The sequence below is a fragment of the Vreelandella sp. DA03-1M genome (genome assembly GCF_055725665.1).
Genome location: NZ_CM146798.1, coordinates 1164325 through 1187169, shown reverse-complemented (window position 1 = coordinate 1187169; position 22845 = coordinate 1164325). Strand labels below are relative to the sequence as shown.

Here is a 22845-nt window from a genome sequence, read left to right as displayed (position 1 = left end):
AGCCGAGATATCATCACGATATGCTCGGCTTTTTTGTTCCTAGAACAGCGTAAGGAAGAGAGTAATGGATTCGTTAACCCACCTAGACGATATTCACCAAAACCCTATCCGCCTATTAAAAGCGACGGTCAGCTTTGATGATCGTTTCACGCTAAGCGAGATTGATTGGACCATTACACCAGAACAACACTGGGTTATCACTGGTCCCAATGGCGCGGGTAAATCCGCACTAGCGGCTGCCCTTGCGGGCATTGGCGACATCCAGAGTGGGAGCATTCAAGGCCTTCCCAACAACGTGGAAATCGTCTCTTTTGAAGTCCAGGCGGAGCTCATCGCCCAAGAGTTGAAGAAAGACGACGCCGACATTATGGACGTCATTTCACTCGGCACACCCGTCAGTGAAATGATTTTCGACCACTGCCAAGACACTGAACTTGCCCAATCCCTGGTCGAAAAATTTGGCCTAAGCAAACTGCTCGATCGTGCGTTTCGCAAACTTTCCACCGGCGAAACCCGTAAAGTCATGCTGATTCGCGCACTGGCCAACCAGCCTGATTTACTTATTTTAGACGAGCCGTTCGATGGTTTGGATGTCGACACCCTCGCCATGCTGCAAGCACACCTAGCCTCACTCATCGACACCGTTCCCATGGTCATGGTGCTGAACCGCTTTGATGAAATGCCGGACTTCATCACCCATGTGGCCTATTTAGATAAAGAACGTGAGGATAAAGAGCGTGGGGATAAAGACCGTTCGGATAAACAGCGAGGAGACAAAGGCCGCCTGAAGCTCACGGTCGACCGTCAGGACGACGCCGCCTTCAACGAGCTTTACCAATTACTGCATTTAAAAACCACCGACCTAAGCGTGCCGGAGGCCGACCCCACCCATAAGCTACCCGCTCTCGACCCGAGCCAGCCATTAGTCAAACTAACCCAAGCGACCATCCAATACGGCGACACGGTGATTGTCGATAAGCTGGATTGGACGATAGAACGTGGCCAACATTGGCAACTGAGCGGCCCTAACGGTAGCGGCAAAACCTGCGTTTTATCGTTGATCACCGGCGATCATCCGCAGTGCTATACCAACGATATTTTCGTATTTGGCTTCCAGCGCGGTAATGGCGAAAGCATCTGGCAGGTTAAACAGTTTATCGGCTATGTCTCCACTAACCTGCAGTGGGAATATCGGGTGAGCACCAGCTGCAAAAACGTGATTATTTCCGGCTTCTACGACAGCATCGGTATGTACACCAAGTCCACCGACAGCCAGAAAAAAATTGCCGACCAATGGCTCGCACTACTGGGTATGCAAGACCGCGCCGATCAGCCGTTTAACAAGCTCTCTTACGGCGACCAGCGCCTACTGCTCATTGCCCGCGCCATGGTCAAACATCCGCCCCTGCTGATTCTAGATGAACCTTGCCTTGGCCTGGACGACATCAACCGCCAACTCGTCCTGGCCCTGATCGAAAAAATCTGTCAGGGCTCAGAAACCACCGTGCTCTACGTTAACCACCACGCGGAAGATCAGATCTCAGGCATCGAGCATTATTTGGCGTTGAAGAAGAACCACTAATTTTTCAAACAATTAACACTGTAACGATAGTAAATGTGGCCAGACAGCTAGTCTTTTTTGTCTATCGTTACTTCAATCGTTTTGCTATCGCCAGCAAACCATTTCTGTACATACAGAGTGCCCACGATAGGTGCGGTTCCTTCATCAGGCACTTCCTTGTAACGAACGCTGTTTTTGGTTTCTTTCTCGTACTCAAACATGACTACTTTCTTCGACATGACATTTACCCGCTAAATAACGACAATTGATTCGCCAAGCACCCCTTCAACTACGGACTGTGCTTGGTTTGGATCGCGCGATTTATAGTGTCTTATTCCACATGACCGTAACCTCCTTCAGCCTTTTACAATTTCGCTGAAAACGCGGAGTCCTCGATTTCTTCTCATGGATCAATATTGCCGCATTAATCGGCAAACGTCTTAATATACAGCGCTTCAACTTTATCTCTCGCCCATTGTGTTTTACGTAAAAATTTCAACGAGGATTTGATGGAAGGATCACTGTAGAAGCAGTTGATGTTGATTTCTTCGTATAAGCCAGCCCAGCCGTAACGCTCGAACAAGCGAGTTAATATCGTTTCGAGGCTTAAACCATGCAAAGGGTTATTAGGTTGCGGATGGTTCATCAAGTCATTCCCAGTGTCATTGTCAAAGCCTTATCAATTACTGCTAGGCTACCAATAACTTAGATTACCAGAGGAGCTTAAGAAAGCGCAGCCGGAATGGAAGTCGACTGCGCCTGCCATGCATTGATTTTACGCATCAGACGGTAAAAGCGTACCTCCAACGTCATTTTTCTGAAGCGATATTTGAACCTTGGGGAGCCACATTGATGCCTAATACTATAGAGAGGGCAATATGCAGACGATTGAACTAGGCGGAGACAGCGTACCCCGTATTGGCCAAGGCACTTGGCACATGGGCGAGGATGCCGGGCAACGGCAGGCTGAGGTCAGGGCGCTGCGTGAAGGGCTGGATCTGGGCATGACGCTGATCGATACTGCAGAGATGTATGCCGAGGGCGGTTCTGAAGAAGTCGTTGGTCAAGCGATCCTGGGCCGGCGCAATGAGGTGTATCTGGTCAGCAAGGTCTACCCGCACAACGCCAGCACCCAGGGTGTTCAAGCCGCCTGCGAGCGCAGCCTGCGCCGATTGGGCACCGATACGATCGATCTCTACCTACTGCACTGGCGCGGCCAGTACCCGCTGAGCGAAACCGTGGAAGCGTTTGAGCGGCTACGTGAGCAGGGCAAGATCCTGCGTTGGGGCGTGTCGAACTTTGACATTGACGACTTAGCAGAGCTCGACGCGCCCGCTTGCGCCACCAATCAGGTGCTCTACAACCCTGAAGCACGGGGCATTGAATACGACCTGCTACCCTGGCAAGCACAACACAACATGCCGCTCATGGCCTATTGCCCGATCGGGCAAGGCGGCGCGCTACTGCATGACGCCGCCCTGCAACGCATCGCCGACAAACACAGCGCCACCCCCGCGCAAGTCGCCCTCGCCTGGGCACTGCGCCACCCCGGCGTGATCGCTATTCCCAAAGCCGTAAATCTGGAGCACCTCAAACAGAACGTTGATGCTGATAAGGTCAGACTCGACGACGATGATCTGGCACAGATCGACGCCGCCTACCCACCGCCAACGCGCAAGCACTCTTTGCAGATGGTGTGAGGCCGAGCTATTAACGGACTAGGATTAACGGACTAGGACAGGAGCACTGTCATGTCACTGCCCGCCCCACAACCCAATGGGTGGATCAGCTTTCTCGCCCACCTGCTGTTTATCCTCGCGGCGTGGACGCTGTTCATCAAATACCTGTTTCCCGTGGGTTACGCGCTGGCCTACGGCGAGCCATGGGCGACGTATATCTATTGGGATCTATGGCCCCTGGCGCACATCTGGCTCGGCGGGGCGCTGCTAAAGCAGCCTCGCTATACGCGTGCCTTGGCGGTGGGCATGTCCGTGATTGAAATCCTCATCATCAGCACTTTGTTCGTGCGTTTTCTCGCCGACCCCGAATGGTCGATCTGGCGCACCAACTGGTTTGTGAATAAGGTGTTTGTGCTGACCTGCTTTGTGCTGGTGTTGGCCTCCACCCTGCCGGTTCAAAAACATCGGAAGGAGCGACCGCTATGACCCCTCACATCAAACATCGCATCACGCGCCGACAAAGCCTTACGCTCATCGGCGCCACGCTGACCGCCATGATGCTGCCAACCGTGCCGCTTCTTGCCAACACGGGCGGGATGCGCCAGAAAACCTTTGCGAGCACGGACAAAAAGCTGCCCGTGATTGGCATGGGCACCTGGCGAACGTTCAATGTCGGCAACGACCCAGCGTTGCTCGATGCCCGCACCGAGGTGGTCAAGGCATTTTTCGAGCATGGCGGTGGCCTGATCGACTCTTCGCCCATGTATGGCTCGGCGCCGGATGTGGTGGGCTATACCCTGCAGCAGCTCGGCACGCCCGAGAGCCTGTTTTCCGCCGAGAAGGTCTGGAGCCCCGCCGGTGGTTCAGCCCGCGAGCAGGTGGCGGAGCTTAAAGAGCGCTGGAAGGTGGTGCACTTCGATCTGGTGCAGGTACACAATCTGACCGACTGGCGCGAGCACTTGGCAGCGCTGCAGGAGATGAAGGCCGAAGGCATCATCCGCCATATCGGCATTACTACCTCGCACGGGCGACGCCACAGCGAGATCGAGCAGATCATGACGTCAGAGGATATCGACTTCGTTCAGCTCACCTACAACATCACCCACCGCGAGGCCGAAAACCGGCTACTCCCCTTGGCAGAAGAACGGGGCATCGGCGTGATCGCCAATCGGCCTTACGATGGCGGCAGCCTGATCAAGAACCTCAAGCGCCGTAACGCGCCGTTGCCCGAGTGGGCCAATGAGGAATGCGGCTGCACAACCTGGGCGGACTTCCTGCTGAAGTTTATCGTCAGCCACCCGGCGATCACTTGCGCGATACCCGCCACCACCCAGGTCGAGCACCTGCGCGAGAACATGCGCGCTGGCCACACCCCCATGCCCTCGGCCGATGCCCGGCAGCGGATGGCCGCCTATATCGAGTCGCTATGAACGTGTGGACAAGCTACCAACTGCAGGACTTTATTCCCTTCACGGCGGAGGTTTACTTTCGCCTGCTGGAGCGCATGGGCGAAACCTTCTGGCCGCTGCATTTGCTGACCATGGCGTTGGGCGCCGCCACCCTTGTGCTGGCACTGAAACACCGCCCGCGACTCGCCTGCCTGCTCCCCGCCCCGCTCTGGGCCTTCGTCGCCGTCGCTTTTTTCATTCAGCGCTATGCAGAACTCAACTGGGCCGGGGGCTATATTGGCTACGCTTTTATCGCCCAGGCCGTATTGCTGGTAGTGATAGCGCTAACGGGATGGGGAACAGATAACGCGCCACGCGCAACAAACCCACCGGTTGCGATAGGCATAGCCATCACCCTCTTCGGCCTGATAATAATGCCGCTGATGGCACCGCTAAGCGGCGGCTCCTGGTACCAGGCAGAAGTATTCGGCATTCATGCCGACCCCTCGGCGGTTACCACGCTGGGCATGGTGCTTATCATGCTTCGGGGTTTCTCCCTATGGATCGCCGTCATCATTCCAGCGCTCTGGCTGGTAGTTTCAGGCCTGACCTTGCAGGTGCTGGGTTTGACGGGCGCCGCTGTGCTGTTCGCCGTACTGGCGATTGTGCTGGTTGGGCTTGTTTGGAAATCCATCAAGGCCAAGCGATAACGCCGCAGCATCTTAGATAATGAACGTATGCAAGGCTCTGGTTTATCGACAATTTAACCCCTAACGCCTGGGCTCAGCCGCTGGTTTTAAGCGGCGGAAAACCGAACGCTGTGCAGGCGATTGTCAAAACTCATAACGTACGATATTCTGTACATTAACAACATCCCGTACAGGAGCTACCTTATGGATGCCATCAGCTACACGGCCGCTAGAACCAATCTAGCAAAAACTATGGAGCAGGTCTGTGAAGACCACTCACCTATGATCATCACCCGAAGCAAGGCGCAATCCGTGGTAATGATCTCTCTCGAAGACTATGAGGCACTGCAAGAGACAGCCTATCTCCTGCGCGCACCTAAGAACGCTCGCCGTTTGCTGGAGTCCGTTGCCGAGTTGGAACAAGGTGGTGGTCAAGAAAAGGAACTTCTTGAATGAAACTGATCTTCTCTGAGAACGCCTGGGAAGACTATCTGTACTGGCAGAAAACCGATAAGAAGATTCTTGGCCGAATTAACAAGCTAATCAAAGAAACCAAGCGAGAGCCGTTTGAAGGTGTCGGTAAACCAGAGCCTCTCAAACACAGCCTCGCCGGTTATTGGTCTCGGCGAATCAACGAAGAACACCGTATGGTTTACAAAGTTACGGATGACGCTTTGCTTATTGCTCAGCTGCGTTATCACTACTGATTTAACGTGGAGCTTTGCGGCAGTTTTGGAGCCGCAAGGCGGTGTAAAAATTGTCCGACAACAGCGTCTTGTTAAATCAATATGGCTTTTCGATATTGTTTAACGCATGAAGAAGATCTCTCTCAAAATCAACATCAAAATAACTCACGTCAAATCCCGCCTCAAATAATATTTCCTTGATATTTTCACTACTGATATCAATTTTTGAGGCTTCCATATTAATTTTTCTGCCTTGCTGTTTAGCTATATTAAACTCTTCCTTATAGGAAGCATAAAAAAATGTATCTTTCGGAAAATGGAGTGCAGGATCACCAGGATACGGCTTTGTCATAATCAGAGCACTATCTGAGATATCTAATCTGGAAATGGCAACTTTATTTGTGACCGACAGCTCAAAATTGATAAATGGTGAACTATTAATTCTTAAGCAGACCAAGGTTGTGGTAAGTAGTTCAAGCCTCACGTCCCTGACCGACCTTATATTTCGTCCTTTAACTCTATTTGCATGTCCAAACGAAGCATAAAATTTACAGGCATCTTCAGAGTCCGGATCTATGATTAGTGCTTCAATATACTTTGTAGTCCTAGAGTCGTTGGCAGTTTCTAGAATTTTTGGAAAGGCAACAGCTCTGTTCCACCTAGCAGTATGACCATAATAATAAAATCTTTCAGTTTTATCTAGCATAGAATTTAATATGTTTTTAACGTCATGAGGTGCAATGACATTAACATCACTGCTATCGAGGCCACTAGGAGTTACAAACCAAAAGAAACCGGAAGCAAGCAAACTTGACCCCAGAAGAGCAATCATATTATTAAAAAATGAAAGAACTGCTCCTTCGTAGACACCGCCAAAATAAACGAAAGCTTTAGGCAGTAGATAATAATTTGCAATTATCAATAACGCAAGAAATGCAGCCAAAGTGATGAAATACAACCTGATCTTTGCGGGGCTTTTTATTATATCTTTAATAACCATTAGCTATTCCTGCCCATAAAAGCAGATAATTTTTCTCTCAGAAATGAGCTTTTTACGGGAGCATTATACATGATTTTATCACAAGATATTTCTCGACTCGATACGACATCTGCAGTCAAAGATTCTGATGTGCCAGTTATTATAATTGAATCCGCAGGATCAGAATTCTCTTTTTTAGCGCTATGGTATTTCTCCTTCGGAAATTGAAAAAACTCACCTTCCTGCATAATTGAATTTTTCACTTCCTTTAATATTACACTACCAACTCTGTGGAATGAGTACCCAGAATAATCCTCCAAATATCGGCATTTATACAATGCGAATTTTGTTATTTCTTTGACCTGCTCAAAGGTATAGATTGGCCATTCGTACGAGCCAGTTAGAACTAAGCCAGACATATTCCATGGATGGTTATGCACATCACCTTCCTGTAGTGGAGAGTCAGGCCAAATGTGTAACCTAATAGAATACTTTGGTCGCTTATCCAGCAATAGTACTTTTAAAAAACCGTTCTTATGCCAATACGATCTATTTGCCACTTCATGAAGTTGAGATTGACTTTTCATCATATTATTTATGATAGAAACCAATAAGCCATCATTAAGTAAGCGAAGAAAAGCCTCGCGTGATTCCTCGTCGTTCTTTTCGAGCTTTGAGGACGCGAGAGCTTCAAATTCTGCCAATGTCATTACTATCCTTTTTTCGATTTAACGCCTTGCTCACCGGAAAATTAGGTGCGCAGCGAGTAATTTTTCCGAGTGCGGCAACTTGTTATGCCTTGGTTGCTAATTGATCGTAGCCAATTAGTAAAGCCGGACTAAATGACTCAAACTGCCACCTTGGTAGCCGTTGGCGATCTGTCTTGTAGGCTTCCATTAATTCTTTTAGATCTGATGGCTTATCTATACATAGGACGCACTTAACTTTTTCAAAGTATGACTTTGATGACGATCTCGCAAATATTTCAAACGCACTATGAAATCGACCTACATACAGCAATGTGTCAGGAAACCAATGAGAATAAAAGTCGGATCGCATTATTTCTGCACGCATAAACAGTACGAAATCGGCCTGCATAAGGTAACGAAATTCTATTCCTGAATGCTTACTGCGCTGCTCAAGAAGGTCTGCATGAACAGATAGACGCCTTAGTTCTAATCTATTATTTCTATGTTCTAATGAACGCAAGTATTCTCGGAAAACCTCATAGCCAACCATTACGTCCTTGCCATAATCGGTTCTACCAGCTACGTAGTACTGCTGCGCCAACAAAAAATTAATTTCACCAAATCTTTCAAACTTGATGAATATTGCAACTACATATAAGAAAAGTTCGTGAACTATGAATTTAAAATTATCAAAATCCCACTCACTCCAGCTGTTAACATTTTCCGGCCTGCTCATATATGGAATCAAAGATTCGAAAAAGCGGTGCACTTTGCGGATATTTTCTTCTTCCGGCGCATACTGTGCGAGAGTGACAAATAAGTTAATCAGTTCATTTCTGTAGGGAATAAACTTTTCTATGCTATCAACAACCTGATCGTCAAACTCGCCTTCCTTTTCAGTGATTCTAAATTTTTCAAGATTACTAGAAAAAGTTGACAAATACTCATCAAGCGCCCCTGAAGCGAACGATTTCTTCTCTTTGATAGCCGATACAGCCCTTTTGTGCGCTGCCGAAGTTCCTAAAGATATTCCATCTGGCTCATCAAGAAAGGATGGCCGTTTACCTATTTCTGGCCTGGCATGAAGAGGTTTGTCATATATCCAACGCAGCAATTTTTCAAAATTATCTGCATAATTATCGGGCTCACTTAAATCGATATATATTCTCGATTTGTAGTATGTAGGAAGATATGCCTTACCCTGCGCATTTCTCTCAGGAATTATGGCTACAAACTTTCCTTGCTCTTGATTTTCATATACTTCACGAGAGATGATTTGTGTTTCTGTACCTACACCGCCGGATCGCCCGTCAGCCCTTGATGCATATACCTCGTCGCATATCATAGCCACCTTAGTTATCTGTGGATCTGTAACCATTTTCTCCATGAACGCAACGGCATCATGCCCTTCTTTAAGATCCCATTTATCAAGAATTACATGAACACCTGATTCGGTCAGCTCGTTGGCCAAATCAATTACCCACTGCTCATGCGTTGCATTAGACCAGCTATATGAAATAAATAATTTAGGGCTTTCCATATATTCATAGATCCTTAATTACAAACTCTAATTCTAAGTAAAGGGCTTTGAACTTGATTGCGCATAACGCCCAAGCTCAGTTGCCGGCCAAAGCGCGCCAGCGATTTGGATGGTCAACTGCAGCGACCTGTTAGGCATCCTCGATGCGCTCATACTTAGGCAACAAGCTGCCGAATATAAAAGCGGCGTATCGACTGATGCCGATTTTTATTCCTGCATCCAATACATCGCCGTACCCGAGCGTGGTTTCGCATCCTACGAAAAGTCCTCGAATATCATCTTCTGATAGCTCATGACCGTAGCGATGTGCCAATTTGTTACGTAGCGAGTTCAATTTTCTCAAAGAGCCAATAGCTTCTTGCTCTACCAACATCCAGCCTGGCTCCAGTTCTAGCTTGCCGACTACCGCAACTTTCTGTTTGAAGGTCAGTTGGACAGAAAGAACGGCTTCGGCGTGTCGTCCAAGACATAACCGAATCAAATCTTCTAAAAGGCTTTCCACGAATAAGTGGCACTGAAGGACTCCAGCGAGGTAATCGTCGCCTGATTGAAGTCGCTCCATTAGCTCCGGCAGCCGTCTATATCTCAGCTCCGTCAGTTGGAGCAGCGTCTCGCCCAGCTCAGTCATAAATATGCCTAACAGTGATTCTACTCCCCGCTGCAAAACCTCAATAAACGCGATGGCACATTGATTGAGGTTTTGCAGCTACCCAATCGACTCTACCCCATTGATTCTTCTTGTAGCAAAGCAAATTTTGGCAGCATACCCAAAATTCGTGTGCTTGTGCGTTCCCCTTGCATCTCCCCCACCCGCCTCCTACACTCCACCAACGAACAGCTTGACGGGGTGCCGGTGATATCCGGCTGAGATGGCGCAGGGTGAGCTTTTGGCTACCGAGCGCTGGTCCCGCTGAACCTGATCCGGCTAATGTGCTGCTCCTATAAAGAGCGGCGCGGGTACCGGCGTAGGGATCAAGCGATGGCCACGGCGCACCTTCTCACCACCCTTCCGTGCCATTCCCTCGATCTTTTTCGCCTGCTCTCCGGATCATTACCACCGGAGGCATCATGGGCTACCGCTTTACCGATCTCACTACCGCCTGCCAGCAAGATTGGCGCGCCTATGTTGAGCACGATGCTGGACTGTTGCGAAGCACTGAAACGCTGACGAAAGCGAGGCAAAACTGCTGTTCGCTGATTCCAGCGGTTTGTGTGTATCAAGTGTTAGGTATTCAAAGCCTTTCGATCAACATATCGATGAAGGCGCGTACAGCGGGGTTGGTGCGACGACTCTGTGGCCATAGCGCAACGATATTATGCCGCTCTACATCGAAGTCGGGCAGGATTGGTACCAGTTCCTTTCGCCTAACCCGCGGGGCAGCCATGAAACTGGCAGCCATCCCAATGCCTGCACCCGCTGTCATAGCAGCTATGACGGCTTCGCTTGAATCCACGATGACAGGGGAAGATGGCACTATCTCGACCTCCTTCTCGCCGATCCGGAACGGCCAGCGAAACATTTGCCCCGTACTTTGGTAGCGCAAATTGATCGTTTCGTGCCCCACCAGTTCATCTGGATGCTCGGGAGCACCATACCTAGCCAGGTAGTCTGGCGAAGCGTAGCAAGAGAGCCTGTAAGGTGAGAGTCGCCTGGACAAAAGTGACGAATCCGCAAGGTCACCGATCCGCACTGCAAGATCAATGCTCTCTTCAACCATACCGACGAAGTGGTCGCTCAGCCGCAGGTCGATCGTTACCTTTGGGTAGCGTGTTCGAAAATCCGTAATAGCAGGAGCAATCAGGTGCAGACCCAGTGGAAGTGATGTCGCAATTCGTAACGTGCCCGCGGGCTCGGAACGAGCAGACTTCACCACCTGTTCTATCTCTTCTGCTTGGCGCAGTAGCTCTAGCACACGTCCATGCAAGTCACGGCCCTCGGCCGTGAAAGACAGCGAGCGTGTCGTACGCGTGAAAAGAGAGACGCCGAAGTGACGCTCCAACCGCTGGATGCTTTTACTGATTGCAGAGGGCGAAACAGACAGCGAGCGCGCCGCAGCAGTGTAGCTGCCTAAAGAGCCGGCGCGAGCAAATGCAATAAGCCCCGTGAGGCGTTCCAATCCGATTTGTTCCTTCATGGAACTATTAAAACGAATCTACGCACCATTATCAACGGCAAGGAACCTCCTTACTATTTGTCATGTGACTATTCTTTAGTGAGGTTGTGATGAACGAGATGATGAAAGCAGTGCAACTGCATAGTTTCGGTGGCCCAGAGGTTTTGCTTTACGAAGATACGCCTCGCCCCGAAGTACAAGCCGGTGAAGTGCTTATCCAAGTGCATGCGGCAAGTCTTAACCCACCAGACCTTTACCTGCGCGACGGCTATCGTGCGCTACCGCCAGAATGGCAGCCTAGCCCCAACTTTCCGCTGATATTAGGCACTGATGTGTCGGGGGTCGTTGCTGCCGTAGGCGACGAGGTTTCCAAGGTCAGCGTAGGTGACCACGTCTTTGCAATGGTGCGTTTCCCCGAAGACCTGATGACGGGCAGCGGCGCCTATGCCGAATATGTCAGCGTTCCTGAAAGCCAACTAGCGTTGAAGCCAAAGGGCATTTCTCATGTCGAGGCAGCAGGTGCCCCAATGTCACTGCTTACTGCCTGGCAATTTCTGGTTGACCCTGGTCATGACCGACTCAACCCATTCCAGGCATTCCGGCATGTGCCTCTACCGCTCGAAGGCAAGACCGTCTTGATCAATGGGGCTGGCGGTGGCGTGGGGCATGTAGCGGTTCAAGTCGCCAAATGGAAAGGGGCACGTGTGATCGCGGTTGCCTCAGGCAAGCATAAAGAGCTGCTTCGCGAGCTGGGCGCTGACGACTTCATTGATTACACCAAGGTAGCCGCCGAAACGGTCGCACATGATGTGGATCTGGTGCTTGACGCTGTGGGTGGCCCGAACATGGAACGCTTCCTCAGCATTATTAAACCAGGCGGCTCACTCTTTCTGGTCAACCCCTTGGGCTTTTCTGCCAGGGATGAAGCGGACAGGCTAGGGATTACGGTTTCCTCACTACAGGTGCACTCAAACGGAATGCTGCTGGCACAGGCCGGTCGCTTGCTTGACGACCTTACCATTCGGGTCGTGATCGACAGTACCTATTCGTTGGCAGAAGCATCGGCTGCGCATCAGAGAGCTATGCAAGGCAGTGTTCAAGGTAAGGTCGTGCTTGTCGTTAGGCACTACGGCCGCTAGAACCAATCTAGCAAAATCCAGGGAGCAGGTCTGTGAAGACCATTCACCCATGATCATCAGCGCCTTAGCAACGCTGGCGGCGTGCCACCTAGCAGTATGCGAGGGTTGCGCGAGATAAAACGGCAGCGCCGGGGCTCGCCCCGGCGCTGATATCGCACATGGCAAAACAAATTGACGGTTAGAAGCGGAAACCAGCTGAAGCGGTAAAGGAGTCGATCTTATAGTCGCTGTCGAAGTCGTAGCGCTCGTATTCGGCACGGACCAAGAAGGGGTCGAAGTTGAACTGCGCGCCAACACCGTAGACTGGATCGGTGCCGTCCTGATCTTCAAGATCAACGCTAGCCCCGCCAAGGTTACCGTCGACGTCGGTTTGCCACTTGGCCACACCGGCCTTGGCGAAGGCGGTAAACCAGGAGGTGATGGGCAATTGACCGACCAGACTCGCCCCATAGGCGTCGGATTCCAAATCGGTATTGGCGTCACTGTTACCCCTCAGGCGCGTACGACCAAGATCGGCATAGAAGATTTCGGTAGCGAAGTAAGGATTGAATTCGTAGCCGACGAAACCTTTAAAGCTATTGTCTTCTTCATCGTCCAGATCAAAGTCTTCGGCGCCATCAGAGATGAAATCGCCGACTTCATCGTCGTCGTTCTCCAGCGAGCTGAAGCCGGTACCGATACCCAAATAGAGTCCATCAGCATTGGGTGCGGCGAATGCCGACGGTGCCGCGGCGAGCAGAGCGGTAGAGGCAAACGAGGCGGTAAGTAGGGTTCTGAGTTTCACGTGTGTTCTCCTTGTGACGACTTGCTGTGAACGATTCTATGAATCGTCATGGTATTGAAAGGCTATCCTGCCGTGATTCACGCAATGTGATAGTCGTTTAATTCACACGTATCAAACATAGGCAAAACACTGTTCGACAACAAGGAAGGAGGGGGTTACGAAAGGTAATTTTTTGTAGCAGAAAAGTGCCTGTACCGGGAAGGTAGAGGCACTTCGGTCATCGACTCAGCGCTGAAAACGGTTCATCAATATTGTGAGCATTGCAGTGTTGCCGAACTGAAGCATAGAGGTGGTCAGGAAAAGGAACTTCTTGACTGAAGCTGATCTTCTCCGAGAGCGCCTGGGAAGACTATTTGTACTGGCAGAAAACCGACAAAAAGGTAATTAGCCGAATCAACGAAGAACACCGAATGGTTTACAAAGTCACGGATGACGCTTTGCTTATCGCCCAGCTTCGGTATCACTACTTATTTAACGCTTTTTTACACAACGGGTTTGGTCGCGTCAAGTTTCCGAATATACAAATTTCGCAATCTTCTCGGCTCGTTCTATTACCTTTTCCTCACTCCACTGATTATCATTTATAAAGTTGACACCTAATGGATACCCAGCAGCTTCGAGTATCGCAATTTTTTCGACTACATCTTTATTCTTCAGCTTATGGCCATTCGTACTTGCATCAGTTAAAAGCAAATTTCCCACATTACCAATGATTTCAGGGTTTACTCCTTGTTTGGCTTTTGACTCAGGGATTAGGTGTTCAACTGTCAGGTTTCCATGATGAATATCTAAACCACTCAACTGGTTACCTAAAAGCTTACAAAGTGAGTACTTAATGATGCTTTTATACTTAGTTCTATTTGATAGATAGTTCAACTCTAAAAACTTGACCTCAAACTCACTATATGACGGAAGCTTTTCTTTTAGCTTTCTTGTTATACTTGATAAAACTTTTTGCACAGAATCATTGTCGTGAGCTTTTGACAAATCAATAGAATGTTGTGAGTACATCGTCGCTATACTCCCTGAAGATCTTTGCTGAGTAATGGCATTAAAAACAAAGTGAAAATGCTCAATTCTCTTCAGAGTTGTTTTAAGCTGCTTAAGTGATACTTTTCCATTTGAATAGGCTACGAGCAAGGACAATACAAAAGACGATTGCTGCTTAACTTTAAAACCATTTAAGGCAGTCAATGATTGCTGGACTTCATATTGTTCTTTTCCCCAACCAGAGCTCTCTGGGCTAAGCATCTTCGAGTAACTTACAGCATGCTCACTCAAGTCTTTTAGCAAAACCCTTGCGTTACCCAAGTCCTTATTTATATAACGTTTAATGAGAGAAAACAGTTTTTTATCTGTCGTATACTCATGCTTAGAAATCCAGTAGTGCAATAAGAATGTATCAATAACACTACTATCAGAAATATCATCAAAGCGTTTTACTAAGCGATTCCATGCTTCTTTCGGGCTATCAAGTGTTGAATGAGTATTTTTAATAGTTTTCAACACTAAATTTTTCACAAGATCAGAGGTTTTTAAGTCTCGACCGCGAGCATTAAGTGTTTCAAAAATCAAATAAGCATCATCCTCGTTATCTAATTGGATAAAAACCAACTTAAGCGATAAAAACTTATCTCTTAGCTCTTTTAACTTAAGAACAGGATCAGTATGTGCAAAAAACTCAATCTGAGAGCCAGCCGTTTGATGCAAGGGTATAAGTTGCCCTAGCTTTTGCGTTAAAAGCTCATAGGCAAACTTTAAATTTGATTCTTCCACACCAACTTCACAATCTATCTTGATATCAGAGCTTGATTCATCAAATGACTGAATATGGTTCTGTAAATATGGAAATGAAGTTTCTGCGTTAAGTACAAACTCATTCACATAGTCATTATTGGGGGTTTCAATAAACTTATGAACACCCTTTGCAAGATTTTCTTCGCCTAACTTTAAAAATGCATCTCTAATTACTGATAAAACTATTGTTATAGTTGTTAGTCGCTGCTGTCCATCAACAATACCAAAGTATGGCTTACTTGCCTGATAAACAACCATTGACCCAATAAAGTAACTATCACTCTTATCGCCAATAATATCAGACCAAAAATTATCCACTTCATCTTTACCCCATGAATAGGGGCGTTGGAATCTAGGTATTTTGAAATAACCAGAAGAAAAAACTTCTTGAACTTCTTTATCGCTTGCTTCTATCTTCATTAAAATAGCTCTTATAAAAAATAATTTTCACCTATTAATACACTCAAGCGAATATAGGCAGCTAGAGATGCATGCTAAATATACTTAGCCACACAGCTTCAATAAACGCGACGGCACATTAACTGGGGGTTTGCAGCCACCAATTTGACTCTACCCATAGACTCCCTTTATAGCAAAGCCAATTTTGGCCGCTTAACCAAAAGTCGCAGCTTGCACGATTTTTTATCTCCAATCATGCCCCCTTGCATCTCCCCCATCCGCAGCCTAGACTCCGCTAACGAACAGCTTGACGGGGTGCCGGTGAAATCCGGCTGAGATGGCGCAGGGCTAGCATTTTTGCTGCCGAGCGCTGGTCCCGCTGAACCTGATCCGGCTAATGCGCTGCTGCTCACATGAGTTGCGGCGCGGGTACCGGCGTAGGGATCAAGCGATGGCCGCGGCGCTCCTTTACGCCACCTTTCCGTGCCATTTCCTCGATCTTTTTCGCCTGCCCTCCGGATCATTACTACCGGAGGCATCATGGGCTACCGCTTTACCGATCTCACCACCGCCTGCCAGCAAGATTGGCGCGCCTATATTGAGCACGATTTTGTGCGTCAGTTGGGCAATGCCACGCTGCCTGAGGCGTCGTTTCGCCACTACCTGAAACAGGATTACCTGTTTTTGATCCACTTCGCCCGCGCCTACGCGCTGGCCGCCTATAAAAGCCCCACCCTGGCGGATCTGCGCCAAGCCCATGAAGGCTTGAAAGCCATTGTGGACGTGGAGCTGGGCCTGCATGTGGGCTTTTGTCAGGAGTGGGGGATTTCCGAGCAAGAACTGGCGGAGCTTCCCGAAGCCAGAGCGACGCTGGCCTACACCCGCTATGTATTAGATACCGGCAACCGTGGCGACCTGCTCGATTTGCATGTGGCATTAGCCCCTTGCCTAGTGGGCTATGGCGAAATCGCCAATTGGCTAAACGCCCAGCCTTCCACGCTGCGCGGTAAACAAAACCCCTTTGATGCCTGGATTGCCATGTACGAAGGCGAGGAGTTTCAGGCTGCCATGCAGGCGGAGCTTGAATGGCTCAACGCCCGCCTTGCCGATGTGACCCCCGCCCGCTTTAAAGAGCTTGCCAAGATATTCCGCGATGCCACCCGCCTGGAAATCGACTTCTGGCAGATGGGCCTAGAGCTGATAGACGAAGACCTCTCTCATTAATTACTAACAACTAAAAGGAACCAATCCATGAGCAAAACGAGCCATTTTCTAGCCGAAACCGCCCAGGTCGATGCCGCCGCCATTGCGCCGCTGCCCGCTTCGCGCAAGGTGTACGTGGAAGGCTCGCGGCCAGATATTCGCGTACCGTTTCGGGAAATCACCCTCTCGCCCACCAAAACCAGCAGCATTGACGAAGAGAACCCGCCGCTGCTGGTGTACGACACCTCCGGCCCCTATACCGACCCCGATGCTCTGATTGATCTACGTCAGGGCCTGCCCGCCCTGCGCCGCGCTTGGATTGAAGAGCGCAACGACACCGAATTCCTATCAGGCCCCACGTCTGATTACGGTAACCGTCGCGCCAACGACCCGACGCTTGCCCAGCTGCGCTTTGATTTAACCCGCACACCACGCCGGGCTAAAGCAGGCAAGAACGTGACTCAACTGCACTACGCCCGCCAAGGGATTATTACCCCGGAAATGGAGTTTATCGCGCTACGGGAAAACCAGCGTCGCCAAACGTTAGGTACCGCTGAGGTAGAGCGGATACTGGGCCATCAGCACCCCGGCCAAAGCTTTGGTGCCAGCTTGCCGGATGAGATTACCCCTGAATTCGTGCGTGATGAAGTCGCCCGCGGGCGGGCGATTATTCCCAATAATATCAACCACCCGGAAAGCGAGCCGATGATTATTGGCCGTAACTTCCTGGTCAAGATTAACGGCAACCTGGGCAACTCGGCGGTCACCTCTTCCATTGAAGAGGAGGTGGATAAGATGACCTGGGGCATCCGCTGGGGCGCGGACACCATTATGGATCTCTCCACTGGGCAGAACATCCACGAAACCCGCGAGTGGATTCTGCGCAACTCGCCGGTGCCGATTGGCACGGTGCCTATCTATCAGGCGCTGGAGAAGGTCAATGGTGTTGCCGAAGACCTCACCTGGGAAGTCTTCCGCGATACGCTGATCGAGCAGGCCGAACAGGGCGTGGACTACTTCACCATTCACGCCGGGGTACTGCTGCGCTATGTGCCGCTCACCGCCAAACGAGTCACCGGCATTGTTAGCCGCGGCGGGTCGATCATGGCCAAGTGGTGTCTGTACCATCACCAGGAGAGCTTCCTGTACACCCACTTCGAGGACATCTGCGAGATCTGCAAGCAGTACGATGTGGCGTTCTCCCTCGGCGATGGTCTGCGCCCCGGCTCGGTGGCGGATGCCAACGACGAAGCGCAAATGGCGGAGCTCAAGACCCTTGGCGAGCTGACCCATATCGCCTGGAAACACGATGTGCAGGTGATGATCGAAGGTCCCGGCCACGTGCCCATGCACTTGGTGAAAGAGAACATGGATAAGCAGCTGGAGTACTGCGACGAAGCGCCCTTCTATACCCTTGGGCCGCTGGTGACGGATATCGCTCCCGGCTACGATCATATTACCTCGGGTATTGGGGCAGCGATGATCGGCTGGTTTGGCTGCGCCATGCTCTGCTACGTCACTCCGAAAGAACATCTGGGCCTGCCCAATAAAGACGATGTCAAAACCGGCATCATCACCTACAAGATTGCCGCCCACGCAGCGGACTTGGCCAAGGGCCATCCGGCGGCACAGCGGCGCGACAACGCGCTTTCCAAGGCGCGCTTCGAATTCCGTTGGGAGGACCAGTTCAACCTGGGCCTAGACCCGGATACCGCCCGTGAATACCACGATGAAACCCTGCCGAAGGATTCCGCCAAGGTGGCGCACTTCTGCTCCATGTGCGGGCCGAAGTTCTGCTCCATGAAGATCAGCCAGGAAGTGCGTGACTATGCCAATGAGCACGGCCTGAACGGTGATCAGGAAGCGGTGATGAAAGGCATGGAGGAGCAGGCGGAGAAGTTCCGCAACAAAGGGAGTGAGCTGTATCAGGAAGTTTAAATCTACCAACGCACGATAATTTACTGCTTGCTGCGGCTTTTCCCTGGGGAGCGCTAAAAAATGGCCGCAACCTCCCATCGCTTGTGTGCTCCTTTGTTTTCTAGCGCTGCCCCAAAAGTATGGCTTAACAGTAGTTTTGCGCAACGTAGCTCATTTAACATTTGAGAGTGACGAAAAAAACCTTGGTATAGCTACCCAGCTCATAGCAAATACTATCAATTAAATACCGACTAGTCGGTATTTAATTGACCTAAATCAAAATCACAATTAATAATAATAGGATAATAGAATCCGTTTATTACGTTCTGTGATGCGCCACCGCTGGCACAGAGCGACGAGCTTAAGCCCTTTGGCCCTGGCCCATCCTCTGAGCTGCTCATCAATCGTCTGGCCATCCGCCAACCGAGGATGCAACATTATGAAGTTCAGCAGTAAAAGACAGTGGTTCAAGGGCCTGGCAGCCATAGTTGTTATAGGCATCGCGGCCTGGTTGACCTGGTGGGAACTGCAGCCGGAGGGCCTAGGCGAGGGCATCACCCAAGGCAATGGGCGCATCGAAGCCACCGAGATCGACATCGCCACCCGGGTCGCTGGCCGCCTCGAGGAAGTACTGGTCGAGGAAGGTGAGTTCGTCGATCCAGGCCAAGTGGTCGCCCGTATGGATACCGCCACCCTGGAGGCTGAGCTGGCTCAGGCCAGCGCACAGTCCCGCCGGGCCGAAAACGCCCTGGAGACAGCTCGAGCCATGGTAGCCATGCGCCAGAGCGAGCTGGAAACCGCCAGAGCCATCGTCAACCAGCGCCAGGCAGAACTAAACGCCTCTCGCAAGCGCTACGAGCGTTCAGCCAGCCTAGTGGAGCGCAACGCCATCTCTCGCCAGCAGTTCGACGATAGCTTGGCCGACTACCAGAGCCAGCAGGCCGCCCTGGCCTCGGCCAATGCCCAGGTGCTCTCCGCCCAGGCTGCCATCCGCGCTACCGAATCCCAGGTCATCGAGGCCGAGTCGGAAGTGGAGGCCACTCAGGCCGCGATCCAGCGCATCGAGGCCGACTTGGACGACAGCGAGCTCAAAGCCGACCGTTTGGCCCGCGTACAGCTCCGGGTGGCCGAACCGGGCGAGGTGCTCGGTGCCGGGGGCAAGGTACTCAACCTGATCGACCTCACCAAGGTCTACATGACCTTTTTTATGCCCACTCGAGATGCTGGTCGGGTGGCCATTGGCGACGAGGTACGCCTGGTGCTGGACGCTGCCCCTGACTTCGTGATCCCGGCGCGAGTGAGTTTCGTGGCCAGCGTCGCCCAGTTCACCCCCAAAACCGTGGAAACCGAGAGCGAACGGGAGAAGCTGATGTTCCGCGTGCGCGCCCAAATCGATCCAAAGTTGCTGCTTGAACATATCGAGCAGGTCAAAACAGGCCTGCCCGGCATGGCCTACCTGAAGCTCGAGGATGACGCCACCTGGCCCGACCACCTAGCGGTCAATGTCACCCCATGAGCGAGAAGACGCAACCCGTAGCCCAAGTCAGCGCGCTCACCTTACGCTACGGCCGCACCATAGCCCTGGACGCGCTGGATCTGGCCCTGCCGGCTGGATGCATGGTCGGGCTGATTGGCCCGGATGGCGTCGGCAAATCGAGTCTGCTATCGCTGCTTGCGGGTGCCCGCAAGGTCCAGGAAGGCGTGGTCACGGTGCTGGGCGGCGATATGAGCAACACACGCCAGCGTAACGAGATCGGCCCGCGCATTGCCTACATGCCCCAGGGGCTGGGCAAGAACCTCTACCCTACGCTCTCGGTGGAGGAGAACCTGCAGTTCTTCGCCCGACTATTCGGCCACGGAGCCGGTGAACGCCGGCGGCGTATCGACGACCTGACCCGCAGCACCGGGCTATATACCTTCCTCGAGCGACCCGCTGGCAAACTCTCTGGCGGCATGAAGCAGAAGCTCGGACTCTGCTGCGCGCTGATTCACGACCCCGACCTGCTGATTCTCGACGAGCCCACGACCGGCGTGGACCCGCTGGCCCGCGCCCAATTCTGGGAGTTAATTGCAAGCATTCGTGTTGACCGCCCGCAGATGAGTGTGTTGGTCGCCACCGCGTACATGGACGAAGCCCAGCGTTTCGACTGGTTGGTGGCTATGGACGCCGGCAAAATACTTGCCACCGGCTCCCCGCAGGAACTACTTGCACGCACCCACAGCGACTCCCTGGAAATGGCGTTCATCGAGCTGTTGCCGGAAGAAAAAAAGCGCGGCTATGCGCCGGTGCACATCCCGCCGCTGGCGCAGGATGACAATGAAGTCGCCATCGAGGCCAAGGACCTCACCATGCGTTTTGGCGACTTCATCGCCGTCGACCATGTGAGCTTCCGCATCCGGCGTGGCGAGATCTTTGGCTTTCTCGGCTCCAACGGCTGCGGTAAGTCGACCACCATGAAGATGCTCACGGGGCTGCTACCCGCCAGCGAGGGCCAAGCCTGGCTGTTTGGCCAGGAAGTGGATCCCCGCGACATTAACACGCGTCGCCGGGTTGGCTACATGTCCCAGGCATTCTCGTTGTACGGCGAACTGACCGTACGTCAGAACCTGGTGCTGCATGCGCGCCTGTTCCAGATCGCAGAACATGACATATCGGCAAAGGTCGCCGAGATGGTCGAACGGTTCAGTCTCGAGCAGGCGCTCGACGCCCTGCCGGAGAGCCTGCCACTGGGCATCCGTCAGCGTCTCTCCCTGGCGGTGGCAATGGTCCATAAACCCGAGCTACTGATTCTTGACGAACCCACTTCCGGCGTGGACCCCATCGCCCGCGACGCCTTCTGGCGCCTGCTGATTGAGTTGTCGCGCCGCGACCGCGTGACGATCTTCATCTCCACCCACTTCATGAACGAAGCCGAGCGTTGCGACCGCATGTCGATGATGCACGCAGGGAAGGTGCTCGACAGCGATACCCCCTCAGCACTGGTAGCGAAACGCGGTGCGGCGACCCTGGAAGAAGCCTTCATCGGCTACCTGCTCGAAGCTGGCGCCGATCAGGAGAATTCCGCGCAGGAGACTTCACCACAAAAAGCCAGCGATGCCCCGGATACGCCGCTCGTCACCGCAGAGACTCATCACGACACAACACGCCATCGACGCTTCAGTCTCCAGCGGATGCTCAGCTACATGTGGCGCGAAACTCTCGAACTACGCCGCGATCCGGTGCGTGCGACCCTGGCGCTGGTTGGCTCGCTGATCCTGATGTTCGTTATGGGTTTTGGCATCAGCATGGACGTGGAGGAGCTCAGCTACGCCATCCTTGACCGCGACCAGACGTCGCTAAGTCAGAGCTACGCGCTGAACCTCTCGGGATCGCCCCATTACTTTAGAGAGCGCCCGCCTATCTCAGACTATGCCGCGTTGGATCGACGTATGCGCAGCGGGGAGCTGTCCCTGGCAATCGAAATTCCCCCCGGGTTTGGTCGTGATGTAAAGCGTGGCCACAATGTCGAGATCGGAGCATGGATCGACGGCGCCATGCCTCAACGCGCCGAAACCGTGCAAGGCTACGTACAGGGCATCCACCAGCAGTGGCTGCTGGCGCAAGCAAGGCAATCCGGAACCGCCGTCAGCGGAGCGGCAGCCAATATCGAGAACCGCTACCGCTACAATCCTGACATTCAGAGCCTGCCAGCAATGGTTCCTGCCGTGATTCCACTGCTGTTGCTGATGTTGCCAGCAATGCTCACGGCACTCTCGGTGGTGCGTGAAAAAGAGATGGGCTCAATCATCAACCTTTATGTCACCCCTGTCACCCGCGCCGAGTTTCTGATCGGCAAGCAAATTCCCTACATCGGCTTGGCAATGGTCAATTTTTTATTGATGACCGGGCTGGCGATCACATTGTTCGGCGTACCGATCACCGGTAGCTTCCCGACCCTAGCGCTGTCGGCCCTGGTATTTTCCATCATCGCCACCGGCATGGGCCTGCTGGCCTCGACCATCACCCACAGCCAGATCGCCGCTATGTTCTTCGCTATGATCGGTACGCTGATTCCCGCCATCCAATTTTCGGGCCTCACCGATCCGGTCTCGTCGCTGGAAGGCACCGGACGCTTCATCGGCAATATTTATCCAGCCAGCTACATGTTCACCATTAGCCGCGGCGTATTCAGCAAGTCCCTAGGGCTAGGTGACCTTATCGGGTCGTTCCTGCCGATGCTGCTGGCGGTACCGGTGATCATGGGCATGGCGATCGCCCTACTGAAAAAGCAGGAGAGCTGA

At 51.8% G+C, this 22845-nt stretch carries 22 protein-coding genes, 1 pseudogene and 2 riboswitches; of the genes and pseudogenes, 13 read left to right on the top strand and 10 right to left on the bottom strand.

Annotation, left to right across the window (positions count from 1 at the left end; genetic code table 11):
- The first annotated feature begins 64 nt into the window (after positions 1-64).
- Positions 65-1582, top strand: coding sequence for a molybdate ABC transporter ATP-binding protein ModF (modF, locus tag ACXUPB_RS05485; protein ID WP_472955802.1), 1518 nt, complete (start codon positions 65-67; stop codon positions 1580-1582).
- A gap of 47 nt (positions 1583-1629) precedes the next feature.
- Here the strand turns inward: modF and ACXUPB_RS05480 are convergent, their stop codons facing one another.
- Together ACXUPB_RS05480 and ACXUPB_RS05475 are read right to left on the bottom strand one after the other, a co-directional pair.
- Entirely contained in the window at positions 1630-1800 is a 171-nt protein-coding gene (locus ACXUPB_RS05480) for a hypothetical protein (RefSeq protein WP_336268669.1), read from the bottom strand.
- A gap of 185 nt (positions 1801-1985) precedes the next feature.
- Positions 1986-2207: a VF530 family protein gene (locus ACXUPB_RS05475; RefSeq protein ID WP_035559405.1), complete on the bottom strand. Its 222-nt coding sequence runs from the start codon at positions 2205-2207 to the stop codon at positions 1986-1988.
- A gap of 232 nt (positions 2208-2439) precedes the next feature.
- Here ACXUPB_RS05475 and ACXUPB_RS05470 point away from each other — a divergent pair, with 232 nt between their 5' ends.
- The 6 genes from ACXUPB_RS05470 (at position 2440) to ACXUPB_RS05445 (ending at position 6024) form a co-directional block, all read left to right on the top strand.
- Entirely contained in the window at positions 2440-3261 is an 822-nt protein-coding gene (locus ACXUPB_RS05470) for an aldo/keto reductase (protein WP_472955800.1), read from the top strand.
- Between the two features lie 51 nt (positions 3262-3312).
- The gene (locus ACXUPB_RS05465) at positions 3313-3726 is read left to right on the top strand and encodes a hypothetical protein (protein ID WP_472955797.1); all 414 of its coding nucleotides are present in this window, start codon (positions 3313-3315) and stop codon (positions 3724-3726) included.
- Positions 3723-4670, top strand: coding sequence for an aldo/keto reductase (locus ACXUPB_RS05460; protein ID WP_472955795.1), 948 nt, complete (start codon positions 3723-3725; stop codon positions 4668-4670). Before ACXUPB_RS05465 ends, ACXUPB_RS05460 begins: the two co-directional genes overlap by 4 nt.
- On the top strand, positions 4667-5338 hold the full coding sequence (locus ACXUPB_RS05455) for an MFS transporter permease (RefSeq protein ID WP_472955794.1): 672 nt from the start codon (positions 4667-4669) through the stop codon (positions 5336-5338). Before ACXUPB_RS05460 ends, ACXUPB_RS05455 begins: the two co-directional genes overlap by 4 nt.
- Positions 5339-5521: 183 nt before the next feature.
- Positions 5522-5773, top strand: coding sequence for a type II toxin-antitoxin system Phd/YefM family antitoxin (locus tag ACXUPB_RS05450; protein ID WP_022520613.1), 252 nt, complete (start codon positions 5522-5524; stop codon positions 5771-5773).
- Positions 5770-6024 carry a Txe/YoeB family addiction module toxin gene (locus ACXUPB_RS05445; protein ID WP_472955791.1) on the top strand — a complete coding sequence of 85 codons (255 nt, stop codon included), beginning with the start codon at positions 5770-5772 and terminating at the stop codon, positions 6022-6024. The genes ACXUPB_RS05450 and ACXUPB_RS05445 overlap by 4 nt, the downstream gene beginning before the upstream one ends.
- A 76-nt stretch (positions 6025-6100) precedes the next feature.
- Here the strand turns inward: ACXUPB_RS05445 and ACXUPB_RS05440 are convergent, their stop codons facing one another.
- From ACXUPB_RS05440 to ACXUPB_RS05420, 5 genes are all read right to left on the bottom strand, one after another.
- A complete protein-coding gene (locus ACXUPB_RS05440) occupies positions 6101-7003 on the bottom strand; it encodes a hypothetical protein (protein ID WP_336273162.1) in 903 nt (300 codons plus the stop codon).
- Complete coding sequence (locus tag ACXUPB_RS05435; RefSeq protein WP_336273161.1) at positions 7003-7692, bottom strand: hypothetical protein; 690 nt, start codon at positions 7690-7692, stop codon at positions 7003-7005. The genes ACXUPB_RS05440 and ACXUPB_RS05435 overlap by 1 nt, the downstream gene beginning before the upstream one ends.
- 82 nt (positions 7693-7774) lie before the next feature.
- The gene (locus tag ACXUPB_RS05430; RefSeq protein ID WP_336273160.1) at positions 7775-9211 is read right to left on the bottom strand and encodes an SEFIR domain-containing protein; all 1437 of its coding nucleotides are present in this window, start codon (positions 9209-9211) and stop codon (positions 7775-7777) included.
- A gap of 130 nt (positions 9212-9341) precedes the next feature.
- A complete protein-coding gene (locus tag ACXUPB_RS05425; protein ID WP_336273159.1) occupies positions 9342-9839 on the bottom strand; it encodes a hypothetical protein in 498 nt (165 codons plus the stop codon).
- A gap of 205 nt (positions 9840-10044) precedes the next feature.
- A riboswitch (TPP riboswitch) is annotated at positions 10045-10200 on the top strand.
- A 243-nt stretch (positions 10201-10443) separates the two neighbouring features.
- Complete coding sequence (locus tag ACXUPB_RS05420; protein ID WP_336273158.1) at positions 10444-11328, bottom strand: LysR family transcriptional regulator; 885 nt, start codon at positions 11326-11328, stop codon at positions 10444-10446.
- A gap of 107 nt (positions 11329-11435) precedes the next feature.
- On the opposite strand from ACXUPB_RS05420, the gene ACXUPB_RS05415 reads away from it, so the two are divergent.
- A complete protein-coding gene (locus ACXUPB_RS05415) occupies positions 11436-12464 on the top strand; it encodes an NADP-dependent oxidoreductase (protein WP_336273157.1) in 1029 nt (342 codons plus the stop codon).
- A 178-nt stretch (positions 12465-12642) separates the two neighbouring features.
- Here ACXUPB_RS05415 and ACXUPB_RS05410 read toward each other — a convergent pair whose 3' ends face one another.
- Positions 12643-13248, bottom strand: coding sequence for an outer membrane beta-barrel protein (locus ACXUPB_RS05410; protein ID WP_336273156.1), 606 nt, complete (start codon positions 13246-13248; stop codon positions 12643-12645).
- Between the two features lie 314 nt (positions 13249-13562).
- On the opposite strand from ACXUPB_RS05410, the pseudogene ACXUPB_RS05405 reads away from it, so the two are divergent.
- A pseudogene (locus ACXUPB_RS05405) lies at positions 13563-13715 on the top strand (type II toxin-antitoxin system YoeB family toxin); the annotation flags it as partial.
- Between the two features lie 37 nt (positions 13716-13752).
- Here the strand turns inward: ACXUPB_RS05405 and ACXUPB_RS05400 are convergent.
- On the bottom strand, positions 13753-15465 hold the full coding sequence (locus ACXUPB_RS05400; protein ID WP_336273155.1) for a DUF262 domain-containing protein: 1713 nt from the start codon (positions 15463-15465) through the stop codon (positions 13753-13755).
- A 280-nt stretch (positions 15466-15745) separates the two neighbouring features.
- Positions 15746-15905, top strand: a riboswitch (TPP riboswitch).
- A 79-nt stretch (positions 15906-15984) separates the two neighbouring features.
- On the opposite strand from ACXUPB_RS05400, the gene tenA reads away from it, so the two are divergent.
- Both tenA and thiC read left to right on the top strand, forming a co-directional pair.
- Positions 15985-16668 carry a thiaminase II gene (gene tenA / locus ACXUPB_RS05395; RefSeq protein ID WP_336273154.1) on the top strand — a complete coding sequence of 228 codons (684 nt, stop codon included), beginning with the start codon at positions 15985-15987 and terminating at the stop codon, positions 16666-16668.
- Between the two features lie 27 nt (positions 16669-16695).
- Positions 16696-18585 carry a phosphomethylpyrimidine synthase ThiC gene (gene thiC / locus ACXUPB_RS05390; protein ID WP_336273153.1) on the top strand — a complete coding sequence of 630 codons (1890 nt, stop codon included), beginning with the start codon at positions 16696-16698 and terminating at the stop codon, positions 18583-18585.
- Positions 18586-19105: 520 nt separating this feature from the next.
- Here the strand turns inward: thiC and ACXUPB_RS05385 are convergent.
- Entirely contained in the window at positions 19106-19231 is a 126-nt protein-coding gene (locus ACXUPB_RS05385; RefSeq protein ID WP_472955787.1) for a hypothetical protein, read from the bottom strand.
- Here ACXUPB_RS05385 and ACXUPB_RS05380 point away from each other — a divergent pair, their 5' ends adjacent.
- Entirely contained in the window at positions 19232-20080 is an 849-nt protein-coding gene (locus ACXUPB_RS05380; protein ID WP_472955785.1) for an HlyD family secretion protein, read from the top strand.
- Complete coding sequence (gene rbbA / locus ACXUPB_RS05375) at positions 20077-22845, top strand: ribosome-associated ATPase/putative transporter RbbA (protein ID WP_472955782.1); 2769 nt, start codon at positions 20077-20079, stop codon at positions 22843-22845. The genes ACXUPB_RS05380 and rbbA overlap by 4 nt, the downstream gene beginning before the upstream one ends.

Excerpts from the sequence above, each read along its gene's own strand:
- ACXUPB_RS05440 (WP_336273162.1), bottom strand. The coding sequence starts at position 7,003 with ATGGTTATTAAAGATATAATAAAAAGCCCCGCAAAGATCAGGTTGTAT.
- ACXUPB_RS05475 (WP_035559405.1), bottom strand. The coding sequence starts at position 2,207 with ATGAACCATCCGCAACCTAATAACCCTTTGCATGGTTTAAGCCTCGAA.
- ACXUPB_RS05430 (WP_336273160.1), bottom strand. The coding sequence starts at position 9,211 with ATGGAAAGCCCTAAATTATTTATTTCATATAGCTGGTCTAATGCAACG.
- ACXUPB_RS05425 (WP_336273159.1), bottom strand. The coding sequence starts at position 9,839 with ATGACTGAGCTGGGCGAGACGCTGCTCCAACTGACGGAGCTGAGATAT.
- ACXUPB_RS05470 (WP_472955800.1), top strand. The coding sequence starts at position 2,440 with ATGCAGACGATTGAACTAGGCGGAGACAGCGTACCCCGTATTGGCCAA.
- ACXUPB_RS05435 (WP_336273161.1), bottom strand. The coding sequence starts at position 7,692 with ATGACATTGGCAGAATTTGAAGCTCTCGCGTCCTCAAAGCTCGAAAAG.
- ACXUPB_RS05450 (WP_022520613.1), top strand. The coding sequence starts at position 5,522 with ATGGATGCCATCAGCTACACGGCCGCTAGAACCAATCTAGCAAAAACT.
- tenA (WP_336273154.1), top strand. The coding sequence starts at position 15,985 with ATGGGCTACCGCTTTACCGATCTCACCACCGCCTGCCAGCAAGATTGG.
- ACXUPB_RS05455 (WP_472955794.1), top strand. The coding sequence starts at position 4,667 with ATGAACGTGTGGACAAGCTACCAACTGCAGGACTTTATTCCCTTCACG.
- modF (WP_472955802.1), top strand. The coding sequence starts at position 65 with ATGGATTCGTTAACCCACCTAGACGATATTCACCAAAACCCTATCCGC.
- ACXUPB_RS05400 (WP_336273155.1), bottom strand. The coding sequence starts at position 15,465 with ATGAAGATAGAAGCAAGCGATAAAGAAGTTCAAGAAGTTTTTTCTTCT.
- ACXUPB_RS05460 (WP_472955795.1), top strand. The coding sequence starts at position 3,723 with ATGACCCCTCACATCAAACATCGCATCACGCGCCGACAAAGCCTTACG.
- ACXUPB_RS05465 (WP_472955797.1), top strand. The coding sequence starts at position 3,313 with ATGTCACTGCCCGCCCCACAACCCAATGGGTGGATCAGCTTTCTCGCC.
- ACXUPB_RS05445 (WP_472955791.1), top strand. The coding sequence starts at position 5,770 with ATGAAACTGATCTTCTCTGAGAACGCCTGGGAAGACTATCTGTACTGG.
- ACXUPB_RS05415 (WP_336273157.1), top strand. The coding sequence starts at position 11,436 with ATGAACGAGATGATGAAAGCAGTGCAACTGCATAGTTTCGGTGGCCCA.
- rbbA (WP_472955782.1), top strand. The coding sequence starts at position 20,077 with ATGAGCGAGAAGACGCAACCCGTAGCCCAAGTCAGCGCGCTCACCTTA.
- ACXUPB_RS05480 (WP_336268669.1), bottom strand. The coding sequence starts at position 1,800 with ATGTCGAAGAAAGTAGTCATGTTTGAGTACGAGAAAGAAACCAAAAAC.
- thiC (WP_336273153.1), top strand. The coding sequence starts at position 16,696 with ATGAGCAAAACGAGCCATTTTCTAGCCGAAACCGCCCAGGTCGATGCC.